Origin of the sequence: uncultured Eudoraea sp. (assembly GCF_947260015.1) — a bacterium.
GTDB lineage: Bacteria > Bacteroidota > Bacteroidia > Flavobacteriales > Flavobacteriaceae > Eudoraea.
In genome coordinates this window covers 60,481-87,253 of the sequence record NZ_CAMYOM010000006.1, presented here as the reverse complement: position 1 = coordinate 87,253, position 26,773 = coordinate 60,481, and the positions used below count along the sequence as shown (strand labels likewise).

Here is a 26,773-nt window from a genome sequence, read left to right as displayed (position 1 = left end):
TTTTTGGAAATAGTCTCACAAACATATCGCAGCATTATGCTGATAAGTGCGCCAAAGATCCATACGGATCTTTTGTGGGATTTAACAATATTGTTTTCCGGACTCGGGATCTTATTCTTTGCATTTGTTTTTATATTCAGAAACCGTCTTTCTGCTAAAAGGTCGAAAGTATCCCATCAAAAAAAGATACTGGCACCTATCATCAGCAATTTTCTCTTCTACGAGACAGATTCCACAAAGGAGGAAAATTATGAATACATAAAATTAAAAATTGAAATTCGTGATCTATTGAAATCACCATTTAGCAGATTAGTATTAACGGAGATCTTATTAGATCTTCAAAAAGACCTTTCTGGTGATTCTCGTAATCGTTTATATAAATTATACCAGGACCTTGAACTACATCTAGATGCCTTTAAAAAATTAAAGAGTTGGCGCTGGGAGCTCGTTTCTAAGGGAATACTTGAATTAGCCCAAATGAGAGTATTAGTTGCTTATGGATTTATAAAAAAGTTTATTAATGATAAAAGAGGGGTAGTGCGCAAACAAGCGCAAATAGCAACGGTTACATTAAAGCATGAAGGCATTGCGTATTTTTTAGATACTACAAGATATGGAATCTCAGAGTGGCAACAATTAAAACTACTCGATGTACTAAGGAATTTTGAGGACTTTTCACCTCCGCGATTTAAGGCCTGGCTTACCTCCAAAAACAGGGATGTGGTTTTATTTGCCCTTCGGCTTATTAAGCATTATAACCAAAATGACGCTAATAAGTCTATGATTGAATTAGTAAAACATAGGAATGACCAGATTAAATCAGAAGCCATTCAATGTATTAAGGATTTTGGTGTTTTTGAAGCTTTGTATACTTTAAAATCTGTCTTTCGAAACTGTAAGGTGGATATTAAATTACAGATTCTCGACACCATTTCTTCATTAGGGAAAGAGGAAGATTTAGAATTTCTTCAAACTATAGTAAATAAAGAGTCAAATTTCCTTGTAAAAAGTAAAGCTATAAGTACAATTAATGCCATAGCGCCAGAAACCTATGTTCCAACAGAAGGAATTGATAAAAATATTGCCACGAAAAATTTTAAAAATAATGTAGAAGACAATTCTACTCAATTATCGGAAGTTATGAATAATAACGAGTTAAATAAGGACGACGGTCTACCGGCTTCGGACCATGAAGAAGATACATTAGACATACAGGATTATTTGGATCCTGAATTTGAGGATGAAATAATTTTTGATCTCTGCTTTATGGAGGAATTGGATGACATCCTGACGGAATTTAATGAATCGGATCAGGAAGTGAACTATTTACCCCTGGATTTCTTACCGATGGTATCAGAAGAAGAGAAAATAAAGTCAACTGTGGACCCTCAAAATTCTGAGAATAGTGATGTTGAAAGGGAAGAAATTCTGGAAGAGGAAAGTTTTAAAGAAGAATTAGAGGCAATTCTTGATAAAATCAAAACCCATGATGAAGATTATGTGAATGAAAATGAGGAAGATTCAGAATTGGAATTTTTACCAATGGTTGTTGAAAGGAATGCAGAGGAAGATTCAGAAGATTTGATTACCACGGATGAAAACATATTAGCTATAGAAGTAAACGAAGAGCAAGTAATTCAAGAAGAAAGAATTTCAAATTTGCATAACAAATTCCTGGAAGTTGACTGGTTGCCAAAGGAAGAACTCGAAAGTTCCGAAACTATAGCCCAAAAATCGATAGACTGGATGGCATTTGCAAAGGAATCTGAAGTATACGATAATACTGGACATTCTGACGGCTTAAATGATCCTCAATTGAATTATAATATTGAGGCTGATCATAGCGATAACGAAAATGTAAATCCTATTCAGGAATTTAGAGGATTCAGCATTTTCCAGGAATTATTCCGAACCTGTGATACCGAGTCTAAAATAATTTTATTAGATGAAATATTGGCTGTGGGTGATGAGAAAGAAGTTCTTTTTTTAAAAACACTTTTAAATGATAGCGATAAAAAAGTAAGAGCTAAATCAGAAATAATATTAAAAGAATTGCAGGCACTTTTAACACCTGAAATAGAAACTGAAGAGACTCTAACTCAAATACAAACTATTGACTTAGAAGCTCAACAACCTGGTTTAGATGAACAAAGACCTGATTCTATAAACCATATAAACACAATAGATCCGAACATCCTGGATAAAGAAGAGGATAACATGAAGTCTTTAGAATTTTGTTTTTTAAACGATTTAATTAGTGAAAACGACAATAATCAAATGCATCTATTTGAGTTAGATTTTGAGTTGGTGGGCACTCCATTAGAGGACTTAGAAGATGACCAGGAGATAAATGAAATCAATAAAAAAGAAGAGAATAGAAAGGAAGAGAAGGTATTGAGTTCGCTCATAGGAAATATCATTTCATTCCCGAAAAAACTAAAGGAGAAGTTTAATGGATAGTAGTTTATTCAAAATATTCATAGATTATATAAACATTGTTTTTCTTGTGTTTACAGTGGTACTATTCGCCATGTTTAGTATTATGGGGTACTTGTCTACAAGAAATTCTATCCATTATAGAAATAAAAACAGCTTCGTCGACCTATCCAGGATAATGGCTTCACCGTTGGCACCAAGCATTACTATTATTGCTCCGGCCTATAACGAGGGGTTGACCATAGTTGAAAACATACGGTCTCTTCTTTCCCTACAATATGTGAATTATGAGGTAATGGTGGTTAATGATGGAAGTAAGGATGACACTTTACAGAAAATGATAGACGCCTATGATCTGGAGAAAGTGGAACGGATAATAGACCCCGAATGGAGTTCAAAACCTATACGCGGAGTTTACAAATCAAGGCAGCGCTCCTTCTCAAAGCTAACAGTTATTGATAAAGAAAATGGTGGTAAATCTGATGCCTTAAATACGGGCATACAACTATCAGCAAATAAATATGTAGGCTGCATAGATGTGGATTGCCTTTTAAGACCTGATGCGTTATTACATGTTGTAAAATCATTTTATCAAAGAACTCAAAAAAGGGTAATTGCCGTTGGCGGTGTAATTCGTGTAGCCAATTCGAGTAAAATTTCAGGGGGAACTTTGGAGGAGATAAGGCTTCCAAAAAATTGGCTGGCCAGATTTCAATTGTTAGAATATACCCGATCTTTTCTTTTAGGAAGGATGGCTTGGGGCCGTATAGATAGTCTGCTTATCATTTCTGGTGCTTTTGGATTCTTCGATCGGGAAATAGCCCTGGAAGTAGGTGGTTATGATACAAAAACAGTAGGAGAAGATATGGAGATTGTATTTAGAATGAGGCGTCATATGCATGAGCGCAAACTTCCCTATACTATTGAATATATCCCGGATCCACTATGTTGGACAGAAGTTCCGGAAAGTACTAAAAACCTGGTAAATCAGCGAGATAGATGGGCACGTGGAAACCTGGAAACCCTGTTTGCACATAGGGATATGTTTTTTAATCCTAAGTTTGGCCGACTTGGTATGCTTAGTTATCCTTATTGGTTTTTTTATGAATGGCTGGCCCCAATTTTAGAATTCATAGGTTTTTTCTCTGTTATCATATTTTACTATATGGGAATTCTAAACGTTGACTTCTTTTTAGCCATTACCATTACAGTCTATACTTTTTCCATTATGTTCTCATTCTATGCAATTCTATGGGAACTGTTTTCTTACAATCAATATTCAAAGACTAAGGATATACTTATTCTTATGTTGTGTGCAATAATTGAACCAATTACATTTCACCCTTTAGTGGTATGGTCGGCCATTAGGGGTAATTACAAGAAACTGTTTAAAGTAAAAACGGGCTGGGGATCACAGGTACGAAAAGGATTTGCTAAAACATAATAAAATGCAGAAAGTCAATAACATTTCGGAAAATGCCGGGCGAAAGACCTTAAGGGACTTTATACGCCTTATAATGGCCTTTTTCTTATGTTTGGTGGTTTTGTCATTTTATCAAAACGTACGCCTGTATATGGCGGGTGTTCTCGATGGGGTATTGACTAAAAGCCTATTACTTTTAGTTGTGCATCATTCTGGTTTTACAGCCATGATCGGTGTTTTTATGGCTTTCCTATTTAATTATTTGGAGGATAAGAAACATTCTTTGGGATTAAAAGTTACATGCATTCTATTCATTGTTATTTTAATTATAGAGGGCTTATTAATAGAATTCTATGTGAGAAACTACGACATACTTGGTACAGGATTTTTAGAAGTCTATAATAGTAGGACATCTGCATCTACCTTGATACTCTCTATCTTGCTTTTGCTACCCGTTATGGCAGGGTTTCTATACTTCTTTTATAAATTTACAGCTTCCGTATATGGTGGTATTAGCCGGATGTTTCCACTAACTATTATTCTATTTAGTTTATTTCTAGCCACTTTAACTTCCGATAAAAACCCAGTTAACGAAAATAAACTACAGCATTTAGCGTATAGTGTAGCTGATGAGATTTTTGATTTTAATAAGTATGAAGGAGAAGAAGAGTATCCTTTATTACACAACTATGTTCCTAATAAAAGACTTGCTCCCTACTTTAATTTAAAGGATAGGAAACCCAATTTGGTTTTTATAATGATAGAAGGTCTGGGATCAGATTTTGTTGGTGATAGGTCAATATATCATGGATTTACTCCTTTTTTAGATTCGCTTCAGGCCAAATCCATGGTTTGGAATAATTATTTGAGTAATGCTGGAGAAAGCCATGCTGCATTACCGTGTTTATTAGGTTCTTTGCCGTTTGGAGAGAATGGTTTTACCAATTCGTCTGATTCTCCCGCCAGACAGACTATTTATGGGATCCTTAAAAAAAATAATTACACTACTTCTTTTAACTATGGTGGGAACAGTGCACTAAATCAATTAGACAAATTTATCTATGAAGAAAGAGTTGATTTTATTTTGGACAGCAAAGGGTTTGGAAGCAAATATCAAAAACAAAATGAAGATGCAGCAGGAATATCCCTTGGGTATCCTGATAAAGAACTTTTTCAGAAATGGCAAAATGATCTCTTTAGTTCTAAAAAACCAAGATTAGATGTCTTCTTTACCTTAAGCTCTAAAAAGCCCTTTCTTATTCCTGAAAAAGAAGCTTATATCCTTAAGGTTGACAAAATTTTAGCTGAAGGAAAAATGCAGTCAAGGCCTTTAAAGTTGGTAAAAAAGAATAAAGAGGTTTTTGCCAGTATTATTTACGCTGATAGTGCATTAAAATCATTTTTCTCTTCATATGCCGGAAATCAGGATTACGCCAACACCATCTTTATAATTACCGGCAGTCATAACCTTACCGATCTGCCGCAGGAAGATAATTTAGGAAGATACAGGGTGCCTTTAATTATCTACAGTCCTTTATTAAAGCAGCCAGCAAAGATAGCTTCTTTGGTTTCCCACGAAGACGTTTCACCGGCAATCCTGGGGCTATTAGAATCGCGATATGATATAACAATTCCAGATGAAGTTGCCTGGCTGGGGAAAGGACTAATTCATGATGGGGTATTTGACTCAACTAAAAAGATTCCTCTATTGAGACATAATAGCAATATTCAGGATTTTGTTTACGGCAATCATTTTCTTACTGGGGGTAATTTATTTGAACTTGATAGTGAACTGAAATTGACAGATCCTGATCCTTCAGTATTAAAACAAGAGGTAAAAGAACATTATAAGTATTTCAAAGCGGTCAATAAATACGTTATGAAAAATAACAAAATTATTCCTTCCTCATTAAACTTGTTCGCTCAACTAAAAATTAACCCTTCCAAAGAGGAGATGGTTTGGATAAATAGTGTTTTTAATAGTAGTGACTATGATAAGGCGTACAATACAGCAAAAGAATTAGCCTTTAAAGGTGATACGCAACGTGCCCTTCTTTTAAGTGGATATATTTTATCTCAGGTACCGGGTCATGCGGATACGGAAATATTAATGGGAAGAATCCACGCTTGGGAAGGTAGGTATGATATCGCAATTGATATTCTGGAAGGAGCTATTCAAAAGTACCCTATATATGCTGATGGCTATGCCGCTTTATTAGATGTCTTTTTCTGGTCAGATAATAACCATCGCGCTTTGTCTCTTCAACGTATGATAGAGAGGAATAACATTCAGAATAAAGAAGTACAAAACAAAATGAAGCGGGCTCGGCAGAAAATTGATAAAAATAAAGAACTGGAAGACAATCAAAAAAAATTACAAAAATCAATTGATGAATCACCTTTAATTTCTAATAGGAACTAATGTTATATCGAATCATATATTTAGGGTTATTTCTGTTGTTTTTCCTTCAAAAGGGAATAGCACAAGAATTGGCATATCAGGGCAATCCGGACAATTCTTTCTTTGTCGCCAGGGATCTTGCTTTTGAAGGGCACCATAGTGTCGCCAGAGATACTTTACGGCTAATTCTTTCTAAATACCCCGATTATACAGATGTCAGAAACCTTCTTGCTAAAACATACAGCTGGGATGGTAATCATACTGAAGCAAGGAAACATTTCAACAAAATAACTTCAGTAGAAAGACAGAATAAAGAAGTGTGGATAGCTGCTGTCAAAAATGAAATTTATGCCGAGAATTATATAATCGCCTTGGGTTTGGCAAACAAAGCGCTAACTTTTATGGAAGCTGATCCGGATATACAAACAATGCGCAATGAAATTATAAATGAGATTCACAAAAAACAAAATGCTTCTCAAACGAGTGCCAAAGAAGAATTGAAGGAAACAGAGTCTAAATCCGATAAGAATAGGTTAGGAATTGTTAATTCCCTTGATGTATTTGATATCGTATATGACCCTATGATTTATTCCGGTGTGGAGTATATTCGCGAAACTGAGATAGGAAAAATAATTCCTAGAATAAACTTCAGCAACCGTTTTAATACCAACGGATTACAATATGAGATGGATTTCTATCCCAAAATTTCTAAAACATTCTACGCCTATACCAATTATGGGTATTCCAATTCGCAGATTTTTCCAAACCATAGAGCAGGGGCTGAGCTCTATGCTAATCTCCCAAAAGCGTTTGAAGTATCAGCGGGAATGCGTTATTTGGATTTCGTAACCAGCCGGGCTATTATTTATACTGGTTCTGTAGGGCTTTACAATGGAAATTATTATTTTTCCTTGAGACCTTATATTACACCAAGATCTGATGGCCCTATGGGCATCTCGGGTAGTCTTTTGGCGCGAAAGTATTTTCAGGACCGTGAAAATTATTTTGGAGCAAACCTGATTTTGGGCTATTCCCCTGAAATTAAGCAACTCATCTCTGATAGTGATATAATACTGGCCCAGACATTGCTTTTTGTGGAATCTCAGCAACTTCTTTTCGAATATCAGTTTACCGGCAATAGCTTAACTAACAGTTACAGGGCTAGCCTTGGCATCACAAGGCAGGAACTGGTCTTTGATCCGGGTAAGTTCTTTTTGGCGCTTACTGCCGGATTTAGGTACCATACAAAGTTCTAATTTACATTGCCTGACCGATACAAATTGATAGTTTACAACAAAATTAGCTGGCTTCACCACATTTAATTGGGTAATATTATTGATTTTTTTACGTTTACTATATGATTATTGATACCCAAATCTCAATAATGTAAAACCCAATCTTACCATGTTATACGACACCTACGGAGAGGAGTACTTAAATTTCCTCCAAGATTTGAATGAAATTTTAAGTTTAAACGAATTAGCCGAATTGGACTATTTATAGAACACTCGGCTTTTTCATTTTAAAAAAATATTATTATGGCAAACCAAAATCAAGACAATACCGCATATTTGAATTTCATTGAGGATCTTAACGAAATTCTAATGGATTTCAATATCCACAAATTAAGCTGTTCTTAAATGTTTTATTTTATAGAATGTTAATTAAAGCCCGGGAAGACCGGGCTTTTATTTTGTATTTATCCCAAATACGTTTTAAGTAGCTTGCTTCTGGAATTATGACGCAATTTCCGAATTGCCTTTTCCCGTATTTGTCTTACCCGTTCTCTGGTAAGGTCAAATGTTTGTCCAATCTCTGCAAGGGTCATTGATTGCTGATCTCCAATACCATAATAAAGTTTAACGACATCTGCCTCTCTTGGGGACAAAGTTTCTAAAGCCCGGTTTATTTCTGTGTTGAGTGATTGCTGCATCAGATCTTTATCTGGTCTGGGAGATTCACCGGATCGCATAACATCATATAAATTGGAATCTTCACCTTCTTTAAGAGGTGCGTCCATAGAAACATGTCTGCCTGAATTTTTAATGGACTGCTTTACTTCACTGACACTCATTTCCAATTCCGTTGCAATTTCCTCAGCAGAAGGAGGTCTTTCATGCGCTTGTTCCAAATAGGAAAAAGTTTTCTTAATCTTATTTATAGATCCAATTTTATTCAAAGGCAATCTAACTACTCTTGATTGTTCCGCCAATGCCTGTAAAATAGACTGGCGTATCCACCAAACCGCATAGGAGATAAATTTAAACCCTCTGGTTTCATCAAATCTTTTGGCCGCCTTTACGAGGCCCACATTGCCTTCATTAATTAAATCGGGAAGTTTTAATCCCTGGTTTTGATATTGTTTAGCCACGGAGACTACGAATCTCAAATTGGCATTAGTTAATTTTTCCAGTGCAGCCTGGTCCCCGGTCCTGATCTTCTGCGCTAATTCTACTTCTTCATTTGCCGTGATTAGCTCTATTTTACTGATATCTTGCAGGTATTTATCTAATGATTTTGATTCTCTATTGGTTACCTGCTTGATAATCTTAAGTTGCCTCATATATATTGTCTAGATTATTAGTTTATAATTTCTCAGTATAGTGTTTTATTCTGTCTTATCCAAACTGAAACCACTAATGTTTTACATAAAATATGACGATTCTAAATTTCGGATGAAGGCCTTATTTTTATGACATTTGAATACTATTATACTTTACTTTATATGATGATTAAAGTTAACAATACTATCTTTATAGGTGTATTATGAGTAGACGAGCGCTTAAAAAGTATTTGACGGGTCTTAAAAAGCCAGAATTAGAAGAACAAATGGTTGATTTATATGACCGTTTTCCTACTGTAAAACAATACTATGACTTTGTTTTTAATCCCAGAGAAGATAAATGGGTACAGGAAGCTAAAGTAAAAATCTCCAATGAGTACTTTCCTCTTAAAAGGAAAAAAGCAAGGGCCAGAAGGTCAGTCGCACAAAAGTATATTAAACAGTTTTTGAAATTGGGTATGGCTCCCTATTTGATAGCAGATGTTATGCTATTTAACCTTGAAGTAGCTCAATCATTTTCTCAAAATCGCAACGTTCCTGATGCCTTTTATAAAAGCATGCTTAATTCATTTACACAGCTAATACACCATGTTGCTTTCTATGAATTGCTCCCCGACTTTAAGGATCGAATTATAAAAGTATATAATGCCACTTTGGAACAAAAATGGGAGTATTCCGAAGGTTTTACCAGGGCATTGGATATTATTGATTAAGTCTTGAAAATTAAAGCTTTGGAAACAAATTAAATGTTTTTATATTTTAAAATTTTACAATCTAAATGGCTATTGTAATTATAAGACAAGACCGCAAGATAGATTCATGGAAGAAAGCTTTAGTAGCCAAAGCTCCGGATATCTCTATTTACAGTTATTTGGAAGAACATCCAAAAGAAGAAATTACTCTGGCATGCGTTTGGAAACAACCTGTAGATATTCTAAAACAATATCCCAACCTTAAATGTATTGCTTCATTTGGAGCCGGGGTCGATTTTATATTCAAAGACCAGTCTATCCCTAAACATATTCCAATAACTCGCGTAGTAGATCCTGTTTTAGCCGGTGATATGTCTGAATTTGTTTTAGCTTTAATACTTAGTTTTTTAAAAAATCTCAATAGCTATAAAACAGATCAATTAAAAAAGGTATGGAACCCCCGGGAATACAAAAGGATTTCGGATATTACTGTTGGAATTATGGGTATGGGAGCTTTAGGCGAGGAGCTCGCGGTAGACTTAATAAAAAATGGATTTAAAGTAATTGGATGGGCAACTTCACCCAAAGAAATTCCTGAGTCAGAAGTTTACGCCGGTGATAGTGAAAAAAACACCTTTCTGTCCAGGAGTAATATACTTGTTTGTCTGTTGCCACTAACTCAGCAAACTACAGGAATTTTAAATAGTAAATTGTTTAAAGAATTACCAAAACAATCTTATGTTATTAATGTCGCAAGGGGAGGTCATTTGGTAGATGAAGACCTATTGGAATATATTAACAACGGACATCTGGCCGGAGCAGGATTAGATGTTTTTCACGAGGAACCACTGCCATGCGAACATCCCTTTTGGACTCATCCAAAAATACAAATTACACCTCATGTTGCCAGTGTTTCTGATATTGAATCTGTAATACCACAATTATTAGAGAACTATAGAAAACTAACTGAAGGAAAGCCTTTAAATAATACAGTTAATCGCGAAAAGGGATATTAACTTGTAGTTTTCAGCGTTATAATTTCATTTAAGTATAAAAAACATATAATTTTGCAAAATTGGAGTCACGACAACTTCAAGATTAGTATTTCCTTAAATCTTTCAATGAAATTTCGCTTTTGCAGATACAAACAAATCAAATAGAAAAAAAACTTTACGATTACCAATTAGAGGATCTGAATACAATTTTTTCCTATTTGGAAGAAGCTCCGGAAGACGTAAATCTGCTCTATCAGCTACCGACAGGTGGTGGTAAGACCGTCGTATTTTCCGAGATAGCCAAAAGATTTATTGCCAATACCCAAAAAAAGGTAGTAGTTCTTACCCATAGGATAGAATTAAGTGTCCAAACTTCCAGAATGCTGAGTGGATTTGGAGTTAAGAACTTGATCATTAATAGTGAAATTAAGGAATTACGAGACCAAAATGACTTCATGTGCTTTGTAGCAATGGTTGAAACGCTGAATAACAGACTACAGGAGGAGATGATTGAGCTAAACGATGTGGGTTTGGTAATTATTGACGAGGCACATTATAATTCTTTCCGAAAGCTTTTTAAGTACTTTGAAAAATCGATTATTTTAGGCGTAACTGCTACACCGCTGAGTTCCAACATTAAGCTTCCTATGAAGGATAATTACAGCAAGTTAATTGTTGGAGAATCAATTGAATCGCTTATTAAAAAGAAGTTTCTTGCGAATGCCAATATGTATAGCTATGATGTTAGCCTGCGTTCATTAAAGCTGGGTATTAGTGGAGATTACACCGTAAAATCTTCGGATGAATTGTACGGAAATCAAAATATGCTGGCTAAATTATTAGATGCCTACGAGCAGATTGCTAAAGGAACAAAAACATTGATTTTTAATAACGGGATAAACACTTCCCGTTATGTATATGAAACTTTTAAAAAGGCTGGTTATCCTATAAAACACTTAGATAATAAAAATACTGCTTCAGAGCGAAAGCAAATCTTAGAATGGTTTTCAGAAACCAAAGATGCCATTTTGACTTCTGTAAGTATTTTAACTACCGGATTTGATGAACCAACCGTGGAGACTATTATTCTTAACAGGGCAACAAGATCACTAACTCTTTATTTTCAAATGATTGGTAGAGGATCGCGTATTCTTCAAAATAAAACGGATTTCACTGTTGTAGATATGGGAAATAATACGTCCCGTTTTGGTATGTGGGATGCACCTATTGACTGGCAAGAAATATTCCACTTTCCGGATTTTTTCCTGGAAAACATTAAGAATGATGAAGAAATTGAACGTGAATTTGTTTATACCATGCCTCCCGAACTCAAGTCAGAATTTACGAATTCAACCCAAATTGATTTTGATGTTAAGGCTGAATATAAAAAAGTGTTTGAACAAGGACTGAAGTCTAAAACTGTACTTGAACGCAGTATAGAACAGCATGCTCAAATATGTGTTGAAAATAGTGAAGATGTTTTTGATGCAAGAATTCTGGCCAAAAAGCTTAAAGAAGAAATCTCCTATCGGGTGAGGCAATATTCATATTGTATTATGAATAATACAAAGAATTATAAAGAATGGCTGGAAGAAGATTATGAACGTAAACTGCGCTTAAATATATCTCAAAAATTTGCGTCAAGGATGTAATTTTTACGGCTATGAATAGCTAAAGCCAACCATAATAGACCTGGACAATGTTAATTAATTCATTAGGGTATATTTCTTAGTTAATTGTATATAAAGCTATGCATTCAAATAAAGTGTTGATTCTTGGTCTAACCTGGCCGGAGCCTCTGGCAACGGCGGCAGGAATCAGGATGATGCAACTAATTCATTGGTTTTTAGAAAAAAAATTTCAAATTACTTTTGCCAGTACCTCTGCCCACACTGATTACTCCGAAAATTTAACCGCATATGGTATTGACCAGCAACCCATAAAACTAAACCATAATAGTTTTGATGAATTTGCTCGGAGGTTAAATCCTTCTATTGTCGTATTCGACCGTTATATTATGGAGGAACAATTTGGCTGGAGAGTAGCAGAAAATGCACCCAATGCACTTCGGATTTTGGATACGGAAGATCTTCATTCGCTAAGATCCTCAAGAGAAAAAAACCTCTCTGTTCAAAGAGAATTTAAAATTTCTGATTGGCTAAGTTTGGATATTACAAAAAGAGAACTGGCAAGTATTTTCCGTTCAGATTTATCGTTGATAATTTCCGATTTTGAGATTAAACTACTAAAAGATATAGTCAAGGTAGATGAGAGTTTACTTTTCCATCTTCCTTTTATGTACGAGCAATTAGACGAAAGTATTACTAAGAGTTGGCCGCCTTTTGATAAAAGACAACACTTTGTATTCATCGGAAACGGGAAACATGCCCCAAATATAGATGCAATTTCATGGCTTAATACCAACATCTGGCCTTTAATTAGGGCAAAACTACCGGAATCAGAATTGCATATTTATGGACCCTATATGCCTGAAAGAATTCGTAAAATGGATAGTGCAAAAACAGGGTTTAGAATTAAGGGATGGGTAAGTAATGTAGCTTCTATAATGTCTAAGGCAAGGCTTAATCTGGTACCCTTGCGCTTTGGCGCCGGATTAAAGGGAAAATTTTTGGATGGTTTTATGAACGGAACACCTGCTGTTACAACGTCTATTGGTGTGGAAGGTATAGGCGACTCTGATGCATTAATCCCTATTACACAGGACGAACCCATAGGTTTTTCAAATCTCGCCATTGAACTTTACCAGAATAAAGACAAATGGAATGAAACCCAAAATCTGGGAACAGAATTGATAAACAATCATTTTAACAAAGTAGTTTTTGGAAAAGAACTTTATAAGAAAATTATAGAATTAGGTAAAAATCTGGATGAACATAGAGCTACTAATATTATTGGGGGCATATTGGCACATCATACTTTACAGAGCACTAAATATTTGTCCAAATGGATTGAGGCCAAAAACAATTTGCAACAATAAAAAATTTGGCCTTAATAAGATAAAGACCTGATAAAAAGGAATAGACAATAACAGTACAAGTCTTATCTTTATTGCATATTTAGAAATACTTTGAAATGAATATAAACTGGAAAACCGTAAAAACCTTTGAAGATATAACCTATAAAAAAAGCAATGGGGTTGCACGCATTGCTTTTAACAGACCTGATGTACGAAACGCTTTCAGGCCTAAAACCACAAGCGAGTTATATGAAGCTTTTTATAACGCACAAGAGGATACTTCTATTGGCGTAGTATTGCTTTCTGCCGAAGGGCCCTCCTCGGCGATGATGGGATGCACAGACTGAATATCCTGGAAGTGCAAAGGCTAATTCGCTTTATGCCAAAAGTGGTTATTGCTGTGGTGCCCGGATGGGCTGTAGGAGGAGGGCATAGTCTGCATGTGGTTTGTGATCTTACCCTGGCGAGTAAAGAACATGCTATTTTTAAACAAACGGATGCTGATGTTACAAGTTTTGACGGAGGTTATGGCTCCGCTTATCTGGCCAAAATGGTTGGGCAGAAAAAAGCACGTGAAATATTCTTTTTAGGAAGAAGTTATACCGCTCAGGCAGCTTTTGAAATGGGCATGGTAAATGCCGTAATTCCACATGAAGAATTAGAGGATACTGCCTATGAATGGGCTCAGGAAATATTAGCAAAATCACCTACTTCAATTAAAATGTTAAAATTTGCTATGAACCTCACAGACGACGGCATGGTTGGCCAGCAGGTGTTTGCAGGTGAAGCCACCAGATTGGCATATATGACAGAAGAAGCAAAAGAAGGCAGAAATGCCTTTTTAGAAAAGAGAAAACCCGATTTTGGAACTGATAAATGGATTCCATAAAGTTAGCCCAGGTTTATTTAGATGAAATTACCCCCTTAGCTTTCCTATTTTTCGAAGCAGAATGTTTTTTGTTCGCCATATAAAATGATAAATCATTGGTATTGGATCTTTTATTGCAAATTTAAAAGGAGTATTGTTCCAGATGAACTTGAAATTAAACAGTAGCCGCGGATCTTTTCTAACGCTTTTTACTAAGCCTTTTAGGTTTAAGTATTTAAGCTCTGAATACGCAGGAACTTTAAAATTTACACCCAGAGCATTAAGACAGTATAAGTAAGGGAAATTAACGCCCGCAATGGCTGAGGCATCAATAGTAAGCCAAAATCGTGGGTTAATTTCCAATATTTGCACAAGATCTCTTTCCCTATCATATATCATATCAATGTTTGCAACACCGGACCAGTTTAAGGATTTCATAACTTTCTTTGCTAATTCCAGAGCCTTATCCTCTTTTATAAATTGCAATCCAATTTGAGGTGAATATGGTATATTGGTATATAAATTTCCTTTTTGAATCGTATAGGCCAAAATTTGGCCTTGTGAACATAGGACATTACACCCAAGATCAAAACCGTTAATATATTCCTGTAGCAATAAAGTATTTACCGGATTGTTTGTTTTTATATATTGGATCAATTCTTCTTTAGAATTTATCTTTTGAATTCCCTCACCACCACCTGTGTTAACTGCTGGTTTTATCAAACATGGAAATTGAAAATTAAATTGATCTATTTGTTTAAATTCCGAAGGTTTTAGACCAATACTATTAGGTCCGGCTATCAAATGATGCTTCATATGCTTTGCAAGTGACCATTTATTTAAGGTAGTATTTAATGAAGCTAAGGGGGAGAGAGCAACCAATGTACATTCATTACTCAATAAATTTTTATTCAAATTTAATGCCATGATACCTTTATTAAATATTGGCATCAAAACATCGATTTTATATTTGTCAAGTTCTTTGTTAATATTCGAAATCCAAACGGAGTCATCAGTGGTTATTGGATAATATGAAAAACTGCTTATCCCGTTGGAATACCGCATGGCAATGTATTTTTCATTAGACATTATATGCACTTTAATACCTTTAATAAGGGAAAGACAATTTAAGACAAGCATTAAATATTTGCTTTCTCCATCAGGGATTAACACTGAAAATTGATGCTCATCTCTTCTCATCTATTGCAATCAGTTTGAATTAATTTGCTAAACTCTTGTGTTTTTTAAACTCGGATAGAGCTAAGCTTTACAGAATATACCGAAATTATGAACTTAACTTATATCTAGCACATAAATGTGGTTTAAAGACCATTTATATTGGATAATCCACTATTCTAGCCGATATAGTTATAGGTTTTAGTGAAAGCAATAAGATTGAAAGTTATTAAAACTAAAAAGAGCCCTGCCAACTAAGACAAGACTCTTTTACGAGAACACTATATGAAAATGAAAAAATTAAATTCTTGTTATTTACACTGTAAACATACATCCAAGCTTTCTGAAAATATAATTATTGTTGTGAGCGATCATAGATTTGTGGTAAACAGAGCAATTCCTGTTATTTGGTCAAAAATGGCACCTCAATTATTTAGCAATTGTGATAATTTCTTTCAAACCCCACTTGAAGAATCTTTAAGTGAATTTTATTAACTTAACTTTTTTATTAATAACCTATTCATTTAGAATGTAAAAATGGATTGAATGTCGAATATAGGATTGATTATTGAAGAAAGAAGCAGGGATATTGGCGACTTTCTCGTTGGAAGACTAATACCATTTCGTAAAAAGCGAATGATAGGCCCATTTATTTTTATTGATCATATGGGGCCTACCAGTTTGGGGCCCGAAAAATATATGGATGTTGATCAACACCCACATATCGGACTGGCTACCTTAACTTTTATGTTAGATGGAGAAATTATGCATGAAGACAGTTTGGGCACCAAGCAACGGATTACACCTGGTTCTGTAAACTGGATGATCGCGGGCAAAGGAGTGTCCCATACAGAACGTACCCCATCTGATCTAAGGGATGGAAGGAGCTTTGTTGTCAATGGATACCAAATATGGGTTGCACTACCGAAGGATTTAGAGGATATAGATCCACAATTTTATCATTTTGATGCTGATGAACTTCCCCAATGGCATAATGGTGGTACAACCTTTAAATTAATAGCGGGTAATGGCTACGGCAAGACATCACCTGTACCTGTTCATTCCCCTTTATTTATGTTAGAAATAAAGACCGTTGAAGATTTTGTGTTGGATACATCAGACGAATTATATGGTGAAATTGGAATTTGCATAGTAGAAGGTGCTATCCTGGCTTGTGATAGTGATATTAAAAAAGGAAATATCCTGGTCTCCAAAGTTTCAGATGTTTGCAACATTACGGTCAAAGCCAATTCCCATCTTTTGTTGTTTGGGGGAGAACCTTTTAGTGAGGAGCGACATATATATTGGAATTTTGTTTCTCATAACAAAAATAAAATAGATGATGCTAAAGAGGCATGGAAAAATAAGACTTTTCCAATGATGCAAACAGATATTACCTATGTACCACTGCCCGGTTAAGTCAACTATTTTGGATAAATATGTTGTAAAGGCTATCTTCATTTTATGATCTACTTATATAACTTCTTTAAAAGCTTTAAATACAGCAGTTTGGCATTTGTTATTTACATATTGCTAAGTAGTTGTAATTCTCCAAGAAAGAATAAAGAAGTGGTCCTCTATGAAACCTATTGTGCAAGTTGTCACATTCCTCCTGAAATCAATAGTTTGCCAAAAGATATTTGGTCAGAGAAAATACTTCCTGAGATGGGGGCAAGGTTAGGGATTAGAGACTCGGGTTATAACCCATATAAAGACCATTCATTTGTAGAAATGGAAGCGGTAATTAGAACTGGGGTATATCCGGAAAAACCAATGCTCAATAAAAAGGACTGGGAACTTCTAAAAGCATATATTATTGCTAATGCACCAGATTCATTACAGGGAATAGCGAACAATGACATTCCTGAAGAATTATCTTTGTTTACTCCGAATTTGATTTCTCTGGACAGTACAAAAGGAACCTTAATTACTTATTTGGAATTTAAACTGGATCAAAATAGACTTTTATTTGGGGATCTATATGGTAACTTATCTGAATATAGCTTTCTGGGCAAACAGAACACCCTCATTAGCAGTTATGGGAGTCCGGTTGTATCTACAGCAAATAATGGAGCAAATATGCTGGCACTTGCAATTGGGCAATTAAGGCCAACCGAATTGTCTACAGGTAGAATATTTGAGGTCAAGCAAGATACCACGAAAGTAATTATTGAAGAACTCCACAGGCCAGTGCACTTATTAACTCATGATTTTGATAAAGATGGGATAGATGAACTTTTAGTTTGTGAATTTGGAGACTTAAAAGGGCAGTTGTCTCTTTTTGAAAAAAGTACTGAAAATGGAATATATACAAAACATGTACTTTTAAATCAAGCAGGCACGATACGTGTCGAATTAAAAGATATGAATAAAGATGGTAATAAAGATCTGGTAGTTTTAACTGCCCAGGGGGATGAAGGTGTTACTATACTCTATTATGAAAAAGATTTGAAATTCAGACCTGAGAAAGTAATTCGCTTTAGTCCTGTTTATGGCACCAGTGCGTTTCAATTAATCGATTATGATGATGATGGTGATCAAGATCTAATTACCGTGCATGGCGATAATGCAGACAAATCTTTTGTTCCCAAACCCTATCATGGAATGCGCATTCATATAAATGACGGAGAAAATAGGTTTACTGAAGCTTACTTCTATCCATTAAATGGGGCAACGGCGGTAGAAGCATTAGATTTTGATCAGGATGGAGATATAGATATAGCCTTGGTATCAACGTTCCCGGATTACCAAAACAAACCCGATATGTCATTTGTATATTTAGACAATATAAACGAAACTAATTTCAATTTTTCAGTAAATAGCTTTAAAGAGTCCACTATTGGAAGATGGCTCTTAATGGATACAGGGGATCTGGATGGCGATGGAGATGAAGATTTAATATTATCTTCCTTTACCTATGTATTTACACCTGTACCTGAATCTTTTTCTGAAAGATGGAATAAGGAAAATATAGATATAGTTATATTGGAAAATATGTTAAATTAAAACAACTATATATTATGGATAAAGCCATTATAACAATACTATTTGGCTTTCTACTATTTTCATGCAAAAGGCAAAATGAAAAAAAGGAGGATTTAGTATGGAAATCGATTGAAGTTATCGCCTCGGCTTATAATTCCGTGAGTTATCAAACCTCTAATGAACCTAATATAGCCGCCTGGGGAGACACGCTTAAACCAGGAATGAAATGCATTGCCGTATCCCGTGATCTATTGACCATAGGAATTAATCACAACACCAAGGTAAAAATTAATGGTTTAGATGGAATCTATCTCGTTAAGGATAAAATGAACAAACGATGGGAGAATAAAATAGATATTTACATGGGAGAGAACATAAAGAACGCCAGGGAATGGGGGACTAAAAAAGTCACTATGCAATACGCTATGAGACGAGAAGAATAGTTATCTACGCTTAAAAAATAATATGAAAATATCTTAAGAATTCAGTCCAGTTAAATGAACAAGTTACTCTATATACTTATTGCGATACTATTTTTTTCATGTTCAACTTCTAAGAAAATTGTAGACAAGCCAATTGTCTTTGACCAGAAACGTGTTGAATTGACACAAGAATACCTGTCAGAACGCTATGGAATTCAACAGGAATCTCCCAACATTTTGCCGAAAATGATTGTGTTACACTATACTGTAATTCCTACTCTGAACGAGGCCTTCGAAGCCTTTGATGCAGCCACTTTACCTGATTGGCGACCTGATATACAAAACGTTAGCGGACTGAATGTATCTTCACAGTTTATGGTAGACAGAGATGGTACTATCTATAGTTTGATGCCCGAGACAAATATGGCGAGGCATGTGATAGGGCTTAACCATTGCGCAATAGGAATTGAAAACATAGGAGGTACAGAAGAGTTACCCTTAACCAGGGCACAGCTAAAAGCAAATATTTGGTTGGTAGAATACCTCAGTGACAAATATCCAATTGATTATTTAATTGGCCATTACGAGTATACAAATTTTGTGGGCCATCCTTTATGGTTGGAAAAAGACGAAACCTACAGGACAATAAAAACAGATCCTGGTAAAGATTTTATGCAAAAAGTACGAAAAGCGACCAAAAATCTTAATTTTAAACCCGTACCGGAAAACCCAGAAAATAATGACATATAAATATCTAATAGTACTTCTTCTTATCATATTCACAAGTAAGCTATTTGCACAGCAGGAGGATATAACAATTTCCTTATACGATACATATGATGCGTATAAAGAAAGGACTCTGAATAAAAGACGAATTAAACACGAGGATCTGAAACCTCTGATAACAGAATACCGCAATAATCACAAATTTGATGTTATAACGGCAGGAAATTCTATTGAAGGCAGAACCTTATCTTTAATCAGTATTGGCAAAGGAGAAACCGATGTCTTTTTATGGTCTCAAATGCACGGAAATGAGCCAACCGCAACCCAGGCTATATTTGATATTTTAAACTTTTTGGATAGTGATGATTTTAAAGATGAAAAAGAAGATATTTTAAATAATCTAAGACTTCATTTTTTACCCATGCTAAATCCGGATGGAGCGGAAGTTTTTAAAAGAAGAAATACCCTTGGAATTGATATTAATCGGGATGCACTAAGACTCCAATCGCCGGAAGGTCAAACCTTAAAAAGGGTTCGTGATAGTCTAAGTGCCAACTTTGGATTTAATCTTCATGATCAGAGTACCTATTATAACGCTGAACGTACTGATAAACCAGCTACTATATCATATCTGGCACCGGCTTATAACTATGAGAAAGATATAAATGAGGTTAGAGGTAATGCTATGAAAGTAATTGTTTATATGAATGATATCATTCAGAAATATGCCCAGGGACAGGTTGGTAGATATAACGACGATTTTGAACCAAGAGCTTTTGGTGATAATATTCAAAAGTGGGGGACAAGTACAATATTGATTGAGTCCGGTGGCTATCCGGGAGATGTTGAAAAACAGGAAATACGTAAGTTGAATTACGTATCAATTCTTTCTGCAATTTATACCATCGCAAAGGGGAATTATAGAGATATTACCCTTGATGATTATGAGAAAATACCTCAAAATGATCGTAAGCTTTTTGATTTAAAAATAGAGGAGGTAGGTTATGAATTATTGGGCTCAGAATATATTCTTGATCTTGGTATACAAAGGCCGGAGGTTGATATGAAAGATCATAACGATTTTTGGTATAGCAGTAGAATAGTAGATCAGGGTGATCTTTCGACTTATTATGGATATGAAACTTTTAATGCCAATGGCTACATCCTTAAACCTGGCAAAGTATATCCTAAAACACTAAAATCAATCAAAGAACTCGATATGTTGGATCCTATGGAATTACTGAAATCAGGATATACTTATATAAGAGTGGAACATCTGGAAAAAAATATATCGAAATCACCAATTCCCCTTAACCTAATTTCAACAAACTATAAGATTCCGAAATTTAATCTCATTGTAGGTAAGAATCCTACTTTTCTCCTAACCAAAGACCAGAAAATTGAAAAAGCAGTGATCAATGGGTTTTTAATAGATTTAAATACAGGGAACAGCAATTTTGTAAATGCCATGATCTATAGATAAATAAGTCAAATATAAGATTGATGGCCCGAATATTTAAATCATATTCGTTCGTATTCCGGAGATTACATAATTCCCTCGAACAGGTAACTAAAATTAGTTGTAAGATGAGAAGCATTTGCAAGTAGGACAAACAACATAGTAAACAATATAGCTACTATTGATGAAAATACTAAAAGTATGGCGCTCTGATACCATTTAGATAATGTCCCTATTGCACTCTGACGGATAATTTCATTTATTGTATGCATGATTTCTTTTTTTTAGCGTTAAACAATTTTTTTAGTTTTTAGTAAGATATTTAGGTTGCAATAGTTAATTGTTGTTGTTACTTATAAAACAAGTAGGATTACAAAAACCCTACTTTAACAGTATTTTTTTATTTAGCCAAAAAAAAAAGAGGCGCCAATTGGCACCTCTTTAAATATTCTGTGTTATTAGCCCCTTATTGGCAGCCTCCCGTAAATCCTGTAGTGTCGAATTTGCTTTGTACGGCGCCCTGTAAACTGCCATCGCTAACCTGTATAGCAAGATTGTTTTCACCACTACCATCTCGTTTTGGGGTGCAATATTCAAAGAGATAAAAACTATTTGCTTGTTCAGTAACCCTGGATGAAATATCATTAAAAGTTGTTTCAAGTTCTTCCTTATTACCAGCAAAAACACTAGAAGTTTTACCAATTTTCATTAGTATTTCAGTATCTATTTCAGATCCCAGGCCAATTGCGAAAAAAGAAATATTACTGTTAGCTTCATCTACTTTTTTCAGGGCTTCTTCTTCACTATATCGGGAAGCCTGGTCCGTACCATCTGTAAAAACTACCACTGAAGTAGCACCAATAATATTGTTATTTGTGCTTTCGCTGAGAAGTTCAGAGGCGATGTTGGTAGACTTAATAACCGCACCGTATAAATCTGTTGATGGGTCATTACTTATGGTGGTTGTTATACTTGCTATTGCAGCTATTAGCTCGTCCCTGGAAGCAGTTAAGGGATTCAATAAATGTAGCTCATCTTCACCGTCAAACCAATAAATAGCCATTTTAAATGAGGCTTCATCTACTGTTGGCATAACATTATTTATAAAACTAGTTGTGGCAGATTTTAGTTCATCTAAACTACTACTAAGCACGCTGTTACTTAGGTCTAAAACCAATAAAGTGCTGTTACTAAAAATTTGTGAATTAGGTGAAATACGGGCAAAAGACTCAGAAGCAGATATGGTATTAAAACATTCGTCGTTTCTTCCTTGTTCATAAATAGTAAATTGTTCTGCAGTTAATCCCGGTACTGGATTACCGCTATTGTCAGAGACTTTAAAAAAAACAGATACTTTACCGGGTAGGGTAGTAAACTGATCCTGGATGGATAGTATTAGATCGCTTTCACCAAGATTAAGGCATTCATCAACCGGAATTCCTTCACCAAGTGACCCGGTCTGATTGATGTTAAAATTTACATCATCATCTGCATTTCCACAAGAAAAAAATAGGATAGCAATATACGGAAGGCATAGTAGCTTCAGATAAGTTTTCATTTTCATAAGTTTTGTTGTTCAAACAGCACAACGACCAATTTTGTTTAAAATTATAAGGGGATTTAAAAACTTTGTTAAATCTTGTTAAAGGAAAATATTTAAATTTTGTAGCTTGTCATGGATTCTAATGTAGATTTAAATAAATGATCTATATACATATCATGCGCCTCGTATTAGTATTCTTTTTTCTAGGAAATTTATTTACCTGCGGACAGGGTAAAACGATCGCGGAAAAATTAGGCTACAGGGCAGATGCTAAACTTCTGATAATTCATGCCGATGATCTTGGCGTTTCTCATTCCGAAAATATGGCAAGTATATATGCTATGGAAAATGGCCCGGTAAATTCTGGAAGTATTATGGTTCCTTGTCCATGGTTTCCTGAAATTGCCGATTACGCAAAGAAAAACCAAACATTAGACCTTGGTTTGCATCTAACTCTGACTAGTGAATGGGATTTTTACAAATGGGGACCTGTTTCCTCAAGGGATGCAGTGACTAGCCTTGTTAATTCAAAGGGATATTTCTTTTCTTCTGTAGATAGTCTCTCCATGTTCGCCAAACCCCTGGAAGTAGAATTGGAATTGAGAAACCAGATAAGTAAAGCAAAAAAGACTGGAATAGATATTACACATTTAGATACACATATGGCTGCTGTTACAGGAAGGCCAGAGTATACCGAAGCCTATATTCGTTTAGGGAGGGAATTTAAATTGCCTGTTTTGCTGGATAAAAGAATTCTAACAGAAACAAATGAAGAATTAAAATCTTTATTGGATGATAATACAGTAATGATGGACTTTATCCATATGGCCTCACCTGCAGATTATGAAAATGGAATGAAAGAATATTACAGTTCACTTCTTCGTAAACTTGAACCGGGTTTAAATTGTCTTTTGATACATCTGGCATATGATAATTATGAGATGAAGGGAGTTACCATAAATCACACTTATTATGCCTCTGACTGGCGACAGGCTGATTTCGATTTTTTTACCAGTAAGGAATGTATTGAAATTATCCGGCAAGAAGGCATCGTTTTGGTGAGCTGGAGAGAATTGAGAGATAAAATTACAAGAACAGAATAAACTTTTAACATTTAACAATTTGTTAAATGAGCATCTCATACTTATAATTTTGATAACTTTAAGAAGTATTTTAATAATTCACTAAAACAACTTGCACATGCCAACGTATCAACTAAATATTAATGGTGAATCGAGGTCAATAGAAGTAAGCGAAGACACCCCAGTACTATGGGTTTTACGCGATCATTTAAACTTAGTAGGAACAAAATATGGTTGTGGTATTGCACTTTGTGGTTCATGTACTATCCATCTTGATGGAATAGCCGTCAGAAGCTGCGCTCTAACAATGGCTCAGGTAGAAGGAAAATCTATAACTACCATAGAAGGACTCTCTGAAGATGGTAACCATCCTGTTCAAGAGGCCTGGAAAGAGGTAGATGTACCCCAATGTGGTTATTGCCAGACAGGCCAGATTATGACGGCCTCTGCATTTCTTAAAGAAAATCCAAATCCAACAGAAGCTGAGATTAAAGATGCCATGCAAGGCAATATTTGCAGATGTGCTTCTTATACAAGAATTTACAAAGCAGTTGAAATAGCCGCTAATAAATTGGCCTAGTGAATCAACAAAAATCATCAAAATGTCCACACAAAAAACTTCAATAACATTTAGCAGAAGATCCTTTATGAAAACCAGCTCCCTGGCAGGAGGTGGATTATTAATCGGTTTTAACTTGTTTAACGCCTGTAAACCCAATGCCAAACCAGCAATTGATTTGGCGCAATTAAACTACAATGATTTTAACGCATTTATTCAAATAGCAGATAATGGTGCAGTGACTATATTTTCACCTAATCCTGAAATTGGACAAGGAGTAAAAACCTCCATGCCTATGATCATTGCTGAGGAATTAGACGTTGCATGGAAAGACGTTTATGTTAAGCAAGGAATTTTAGATACGAATAACTATACGCGTCAGGTGGCCGGAGGAAGCCAGTCTATTAGATTTGGCTGGGATCCCTTAAGGGAAACGGGGGCAACAGCACGACAAATGCTTATTAATGCAGCTGCGGTAAAATGGGGGGTTGATCCTTCTGAATGCACTACTAATGAGGGCATTATTAGCAATGCTGCAGGAGAAACATTGGGATATGGCGAAGTTGTTAATGAAGCTGCTGCTCTTGAGATACCTGAAGAAGTTACTCTTAAGGATGTTAAAGACTATAAGATAATTGGAACAGATGCTGCTAATGTCGATATCGATAAAATAATAACAGGTGAACCTCTTTTTGGTTTAGATTATAAAACCGAAGGCATGGTCATTGCCTCTGTAATGCGACCTCCGGCATTTGGTCAGAAACTGGAGTCTTATGATGATTCAGCTTCTAAGGCAATAGATGGTGTAATAGAAGTGCTCAAGTTTGGCGATAAAATAGCCGTTTTGGCAAAAGATACCTGGTCTGCAATGAAAGGTAAAAAAGCTTTAAAGGCAGAATGGAAAACAGATTCAAAATTGGAAAGTTCTGAAGATCACGATAAATTGATGTTGGGATTATTAAACGGGAACAAATTTGAAACACTCCGTGCAGACGGGAATGTTAAAAAGGCATTTGAACAAGCAGATCAGGTTTTGGAAAGAACCTATGAATCTCCTTTCCTTCCACATAACTGCTTAGAGCCGATGAACTTTTATGCTAATGTAACAGCAGAAAAGATTCATTTGGTAGGACCTATTCAAACACCGGAAGGTACAGCCAAACATATCGCTGAAATGCTGGAACGCAATTTTGAGGAGGTTCATTTAGAGATGACCAGAATGGGTGGAGGTTTTGGCAGAAGGTTGTATGGGGATTTTGCTGTAGAAGCCGCAGAGATTTCAAACCTGGCCAGAAAACCTGTAAAGGTAGTGTTTTCAAGAGATGATGATATGGCTGATGGTATTTACAGACCTGCAATAAAATATCGAATTAAAGCAGCGGTAAAAGATGGAAAAGTTACTGGATATCATCTTAAAGAGGCGGCTATTAACTCTAATATGTATGGTCTGATACCTAACTTTTTTCCAGCTGGAGCAATTGAAAATTACCAGGTTGATGTAGCCAAATATCAGAGTAATATTACAACCGGGGCCTGGAGAGCACCTTATACCAACTTCCTTGCCTTTGCCGAACAAAGTTTCTTTGATGAATTGGCCGAGATGATGGAAGTGGACAAAATACAACTTAGATTAGACTTATTACAGAAAGTTAAAGGATCCACTGATGAACGCATTCAATATTCCCCTGAGAGAATGGAAAAGGTAATCAAGAAAGCAGTTGAAAAATCTGGTTGGGGAACAAAACCTGAAGGGGTCTACCAGGGGTTTGTAAATTATTACTGTCATAACAGTCATGTTGCAGAAGTTGCCGATGTGGTATTGGAGAATGGTAATCCCGTAGTCAAAAAAATAACCTGTGTTGTAGATTGTGGAATTGTTATAAACCCATTAGGGGCATTAAATCAAATTGAAGGCGGGGTTATTGATGGTGTTGGACATTCAATGTATGGTGATTTTACATTTCAGAACGGAGTACCTCAGGCTACCAATTTTGACAAATATAGGCTGATTAGGATGAAAGAAGCTCCCATTGTGGAAACTCATCTAATGAAGAACGAGTTCTCTCCCACAGGACTTGGGGAACCGACTTTGCCCCCTGCGGGTGGCGCAATTGCAAATGCTTTTAAGGCAGCAACCGGAAAAAGATTGTATAAACAGCCCTTTAGTAAATATCCGGAACTGCTTAAAGGCCCGGAAAAGGAAATAATTGGTTAATATGACGATATTATTATTTGGTATAACCAAAGATATTGTTGGTAGTTCAACCTTATCAATGCCTGTTGTGAAATCTGCAAAGCTGAACACAGTTGGAGAATTAAAATCCTATCTTGGCATTGCATTTCCTGAGTTAAATAAGCTTAGTTCTTTGGCAATAGCAGTGAATAACAATTATGCAACGGATGATTTTGAAATAAATAGCTTTGATGAAATCGCATTGATTCCGCCGGTAAGCGGGGGTTAGTGTT

Annotated in this window: 20 protein-coding genes and 1 pseudogene; 18 read left to right on the top strand and 3 right to left on the bottom strand. The window is 35.5% G+C overall.

Annotation, left to right across the window (positions count from 1 at the left end):
- Positions 1-3: 3 nt before the first annotated feature.
- From Q0X66_RS05060 to Q0X66_RS05045, 4 genes are read left to right on the top strand one after another with little or no spacing between them, the layout of a single operon-like run.
- Positions 4-2,460 (top strand): HEAT repeat domain-containing protein, encoded by a 2,457-nt coding sequence (locus Q0X66_RS05060; RefSeq protein WP_297703855.1) that lies wholly within the window; start codon positions 4-6, stop codon positions 2,458-2,460.
- The gene (locus Q0X66_RS05055) at positions 2,453-3,880 is read left to right on the top strand and encodes a glycosyltransferase (RefSeq protein ID WP_297703852.1); all 1,428 of its coding nucleotides are present in this window, start codon (positions 2,453-2,455) and stop codon (positions 3,878-3,880) included. The genes Q0X66_RS05060 and Q0X66_RS05055 overlap by 8 nt, the downstream gene beginning before the upstream one ends.
- Positions 3,881-3,884: 4 nt before the next feature.
- Positions 3,885-6,281: an LTA synthase family protein gene (locus tag Q0X66_RS05050; protein WP_297703850.1), complete on the top strand. Its 2,397-nt coding sequence runs from the start codon at positions 3,885-3,887 to the stop codon at positions 6,279-6,281.
- Complete coding sequence (locus tag Q0X66_RS05045; protein WP_297703848.1) at positions 6,281-7,516, top strand: YaiO family outer membrane beta-barrel protein; 1,236 nt, start codon at positions 6,281-6,283, stop codon at positions 7,514-7,516. Before Q0X66_RS05050 ends, Q0X66_RS05045 begins: the two co-directional genes overlap by 1 nt.
- Before the next feature lie 443 nt (positions 7,517-7,959).
- Here the strand turns inward: Q0X66_RS05045 and Q0X66_RS05040 are convergent, their stop codons facing one another.
- On the bottom strand, positions 7,960-8,823 hold the full coding sequence (locus Q0X66_RS05040; RefSeq protein ID WP_297703846.1) for an RNA polymerase sigma factor RpoD/SigA: 864 nt from the start codon (positions 8,821-8,823) through the stop codon (positions 7,960-7,962).
- Positions 8,824-9,026: 203 nt separating this feature from the next.
- On the opposite strand from Q0X66_RS05040, the gene Q0X66_RS05035 reads away from it, so the two are divergent.
- The 5 genes and pseudogenes from Q0X66_RS05035 to menB all read left to right on the top strand — a co-directional run bounded on the left by Q0X66_RS05035 (position 9,027) and on the right by menB (position 14,376).
- The gene (locus Q0X66_RS05035; RefSeq protein ID WP_297703844.1) at positions 9,027-9,536 is read left to right on the top strand and encodes a DUF6155 family protein; all 510 of its coding nucleotides are present in this window, start codon (positions 9,027-9,029) and stop codon (positions 9,534-9,536) included.
- Between the two features lie 65 nt (positions 9,537-9,601).
- The gene (locus Q0X66_RS05030) at positions 9,602-10,531 is read left to right on the top strand and encodes a glyoxylate/hydroxypyruvate reductase A (RefSeq protein ID WP_297703842.1); all 930 of its coding nucleotides are present in this window, start codon (positions 9,602-9,604) and stop codon (positions 10,529-10,531) included.
- Positions 10,532-10,650: 119 nt separating this feature from the next.
- On the top strand, positions 10,651-12,162 hold the full coding sequence (locus Q0X66_RS05025) for a DEAD/DEAH box helicase family protein (RefSeq protein ID WP_297703840.1): 1,512 nt from the start codon (positions 10,651-10,653) through the stop codon (positions 12,160-12,162).
- A gap of 98 nt (positions 12,163-12,260) precedes the next feature.
- The gene (locus tag Q0X66_RS05020; RefSeq protein ID WP_297703838.1) at positions 12,261-13,508 is read left to right on the top strand and encodes a glycosyltransferase family 4 protein; all 1,248 of its coding nucleotides are present in this window, start codon (positions 12,261-12,263) and stop codon (positions 13,506-13,508) included.
- A 95-nt stretch (positions 13,509-13,603) separates the two neighbouring features.
- Positions 13,604-14,376, top strand: a pseudogene (gene menB, locus Q0X66_RS05015) (1,4-dihydroxy-2-naphthoyl-CoA synthase).
- A gap of 27 nt (positions 14,377-14,403) precedes the next feature.
- Here the strand turns inward: menB and Q0X66_RS05010 are convergent.
- A complete protein-coding gene (locus Q0X66_RS05010) occupies positions 14,404-15,555 on the bottom strand; it encodes an ATP-grasp domain-containing protein (protein ID WP_297703836.1) in 1,152 nt (383 codons plus the stop codon).
- Positions 15,556-16,077: 522 nt separating this feature from the next.
- Between Q0X66_RS05010 and Q0X66_RS05005 the strand changes: the two genes are divergently transcribed.
- The 5 genes from Q0X66_RS05005 to Q0X66_RS04985 all read left to right on the top strand — a co-directional run bounded on the left by Q0X66_RS05005 (position 16,078) and on the right by Q0X66_RS04985 (position 21,147).
- A complete protein-coding gene (locus Q0X66_RS05005; protein WP_297703834.1) occupies positions 16,078-16,950 on the top strand; it encodes a pirin family protein in 873 nt (290 codons plus the stop codon).
- Between the two features lie 90 nt (positions 16,951-17,040).
- Entirely contained in the window at positions 17,041-18,537 is a 1,497-nt protein-coding gene (locus Q0X66_RS05000) for a VCBS repeat-containing protein (RefSeq protein WP_297703832.1), read from the top strand.
- A 14-nt stretch (positions 18,538-18,551) separates the two neighbouring features.
- Positions 18,552-18,959: a hypothetical protein gene (locus Q0X66_RS04995; protein WP_297703830.1), complete on the top strand. Its 408-nt coding sequence runs from the start codon at positions 18,552-18,554 to the stop codon at positions 18,957-18,959.
- 54 nt (positions 18,960-19,013) lie between these two features.
- Positions 19,014-19,688 carry a peptidoglycan recognition family protein gene (locus tag Q0X66_RS04990; protein ID WP_297703828.1) on the top strand — a complete coding sequence of 225 codons (675 nt, stop codon included), beginning with the start codon at positions 19,014-19,016 and terminating at the stop codon, positions 19,686-19,688.
- Entirely contained in the window at positions 19,678-21,147 is a 1,470-nt protein-coding gene (locus tag Q0X66_RS04985) for a M14 metallopeptidase family protein (RefSeq protein ID WP_297703826.1), read from the top strand. The genes Q0X66_RS04990 and Q0X66_RS04985 overlap by 11 nt, the downstream gene beginning before the upstream one ends.
- A gap of 442 nt (positions 21,148-21,589) precedes the next feature.
- Here Q0X66_RS04985 and Q0X66_RS04980 read toward each other — a convergent pair whose 3' ends face one another.
- Positions 21,590-22,681 carry a VWA domain-containing protein gene (locus tag Q0X66_RS04980; RefSeq protein WP_297703823.1) on the bottom strand — a complete coding sequence of 364 codons (1,092 nt, stop codon included), beginning with the start codon at positions 22,679-22,681 and terminating at the stop codon, positions 21,590-21,592.
- Between the two features lie 161 nt (positions 22,682-22,842).
- Here Q0X66_RS04980 and Q0X66_RS04975 point away from each other — a divergent pair, with 161 nt between their 5' ends.
- The 4 genes from Q0X66_RS04975 to Q0X66_RS04960 all read left to right on the top strand — a co-directional run bounded on the left by Q0X66_RS04975 (position 22,843) and on the right by Q0X66_RS04960 (position 26,769).
- Positions 22,843-23,769 carry a polysaccharide deacetylase family protein gene (locus Q0X66_RS04975; protein WP_297703821.1) on the top strand — a complete coding sequence of 309 codons (927 nt, stop codon included), beginning with the start codon at positions 22,843-22,845 and terminating at the stop codon, positions 23,767-23,769.
- 97 nt (positions 23,770-23,866) lie between these two features.
- The gene (locus Q0X66_RS04970; protein ID WP_297703819.1) at positions 23,867-24,328 is read left to right on the top strand and encodes a (2Fe-2S)-binding protein; all 462 of its coding nucleotides are present in this window, start codon (positions 23,867-23,869) and stop codon (positions 24,326-24,328) included.
- Between the two features lie 22 nt (positions 24,329-24,350).
- The gene (locus tag Q0X66_RS04965; protein WP_297703817.1) at positions 24,351-26,522 is read left to right on the top strand and encodes a molybdopterin cofactor-binding domain-containing protein; all 2,172 of its coding nucleotides are present in this window, start codon (positions 24,351-24,353) and stop codon (positions 26,520-26,522) included.
- A 1-nt stretch (position 26,523) separates the two neighbouring features.
- Positions 26,524-26,769 carry a MoaD/ThiS family protein gene (locus Q0X66_RS04960; RefSeq protein ID WP_297703815.1) on the top strand — a complete coding sequence of 82 codons (246 nt, stop codon included), beginning with the start codon at positions 26,524-26,526 and terminating at the stop codon, positions 26,767-26,769.
- Positions 26,770-26,773: the final 4 nt, after the last annotated feature.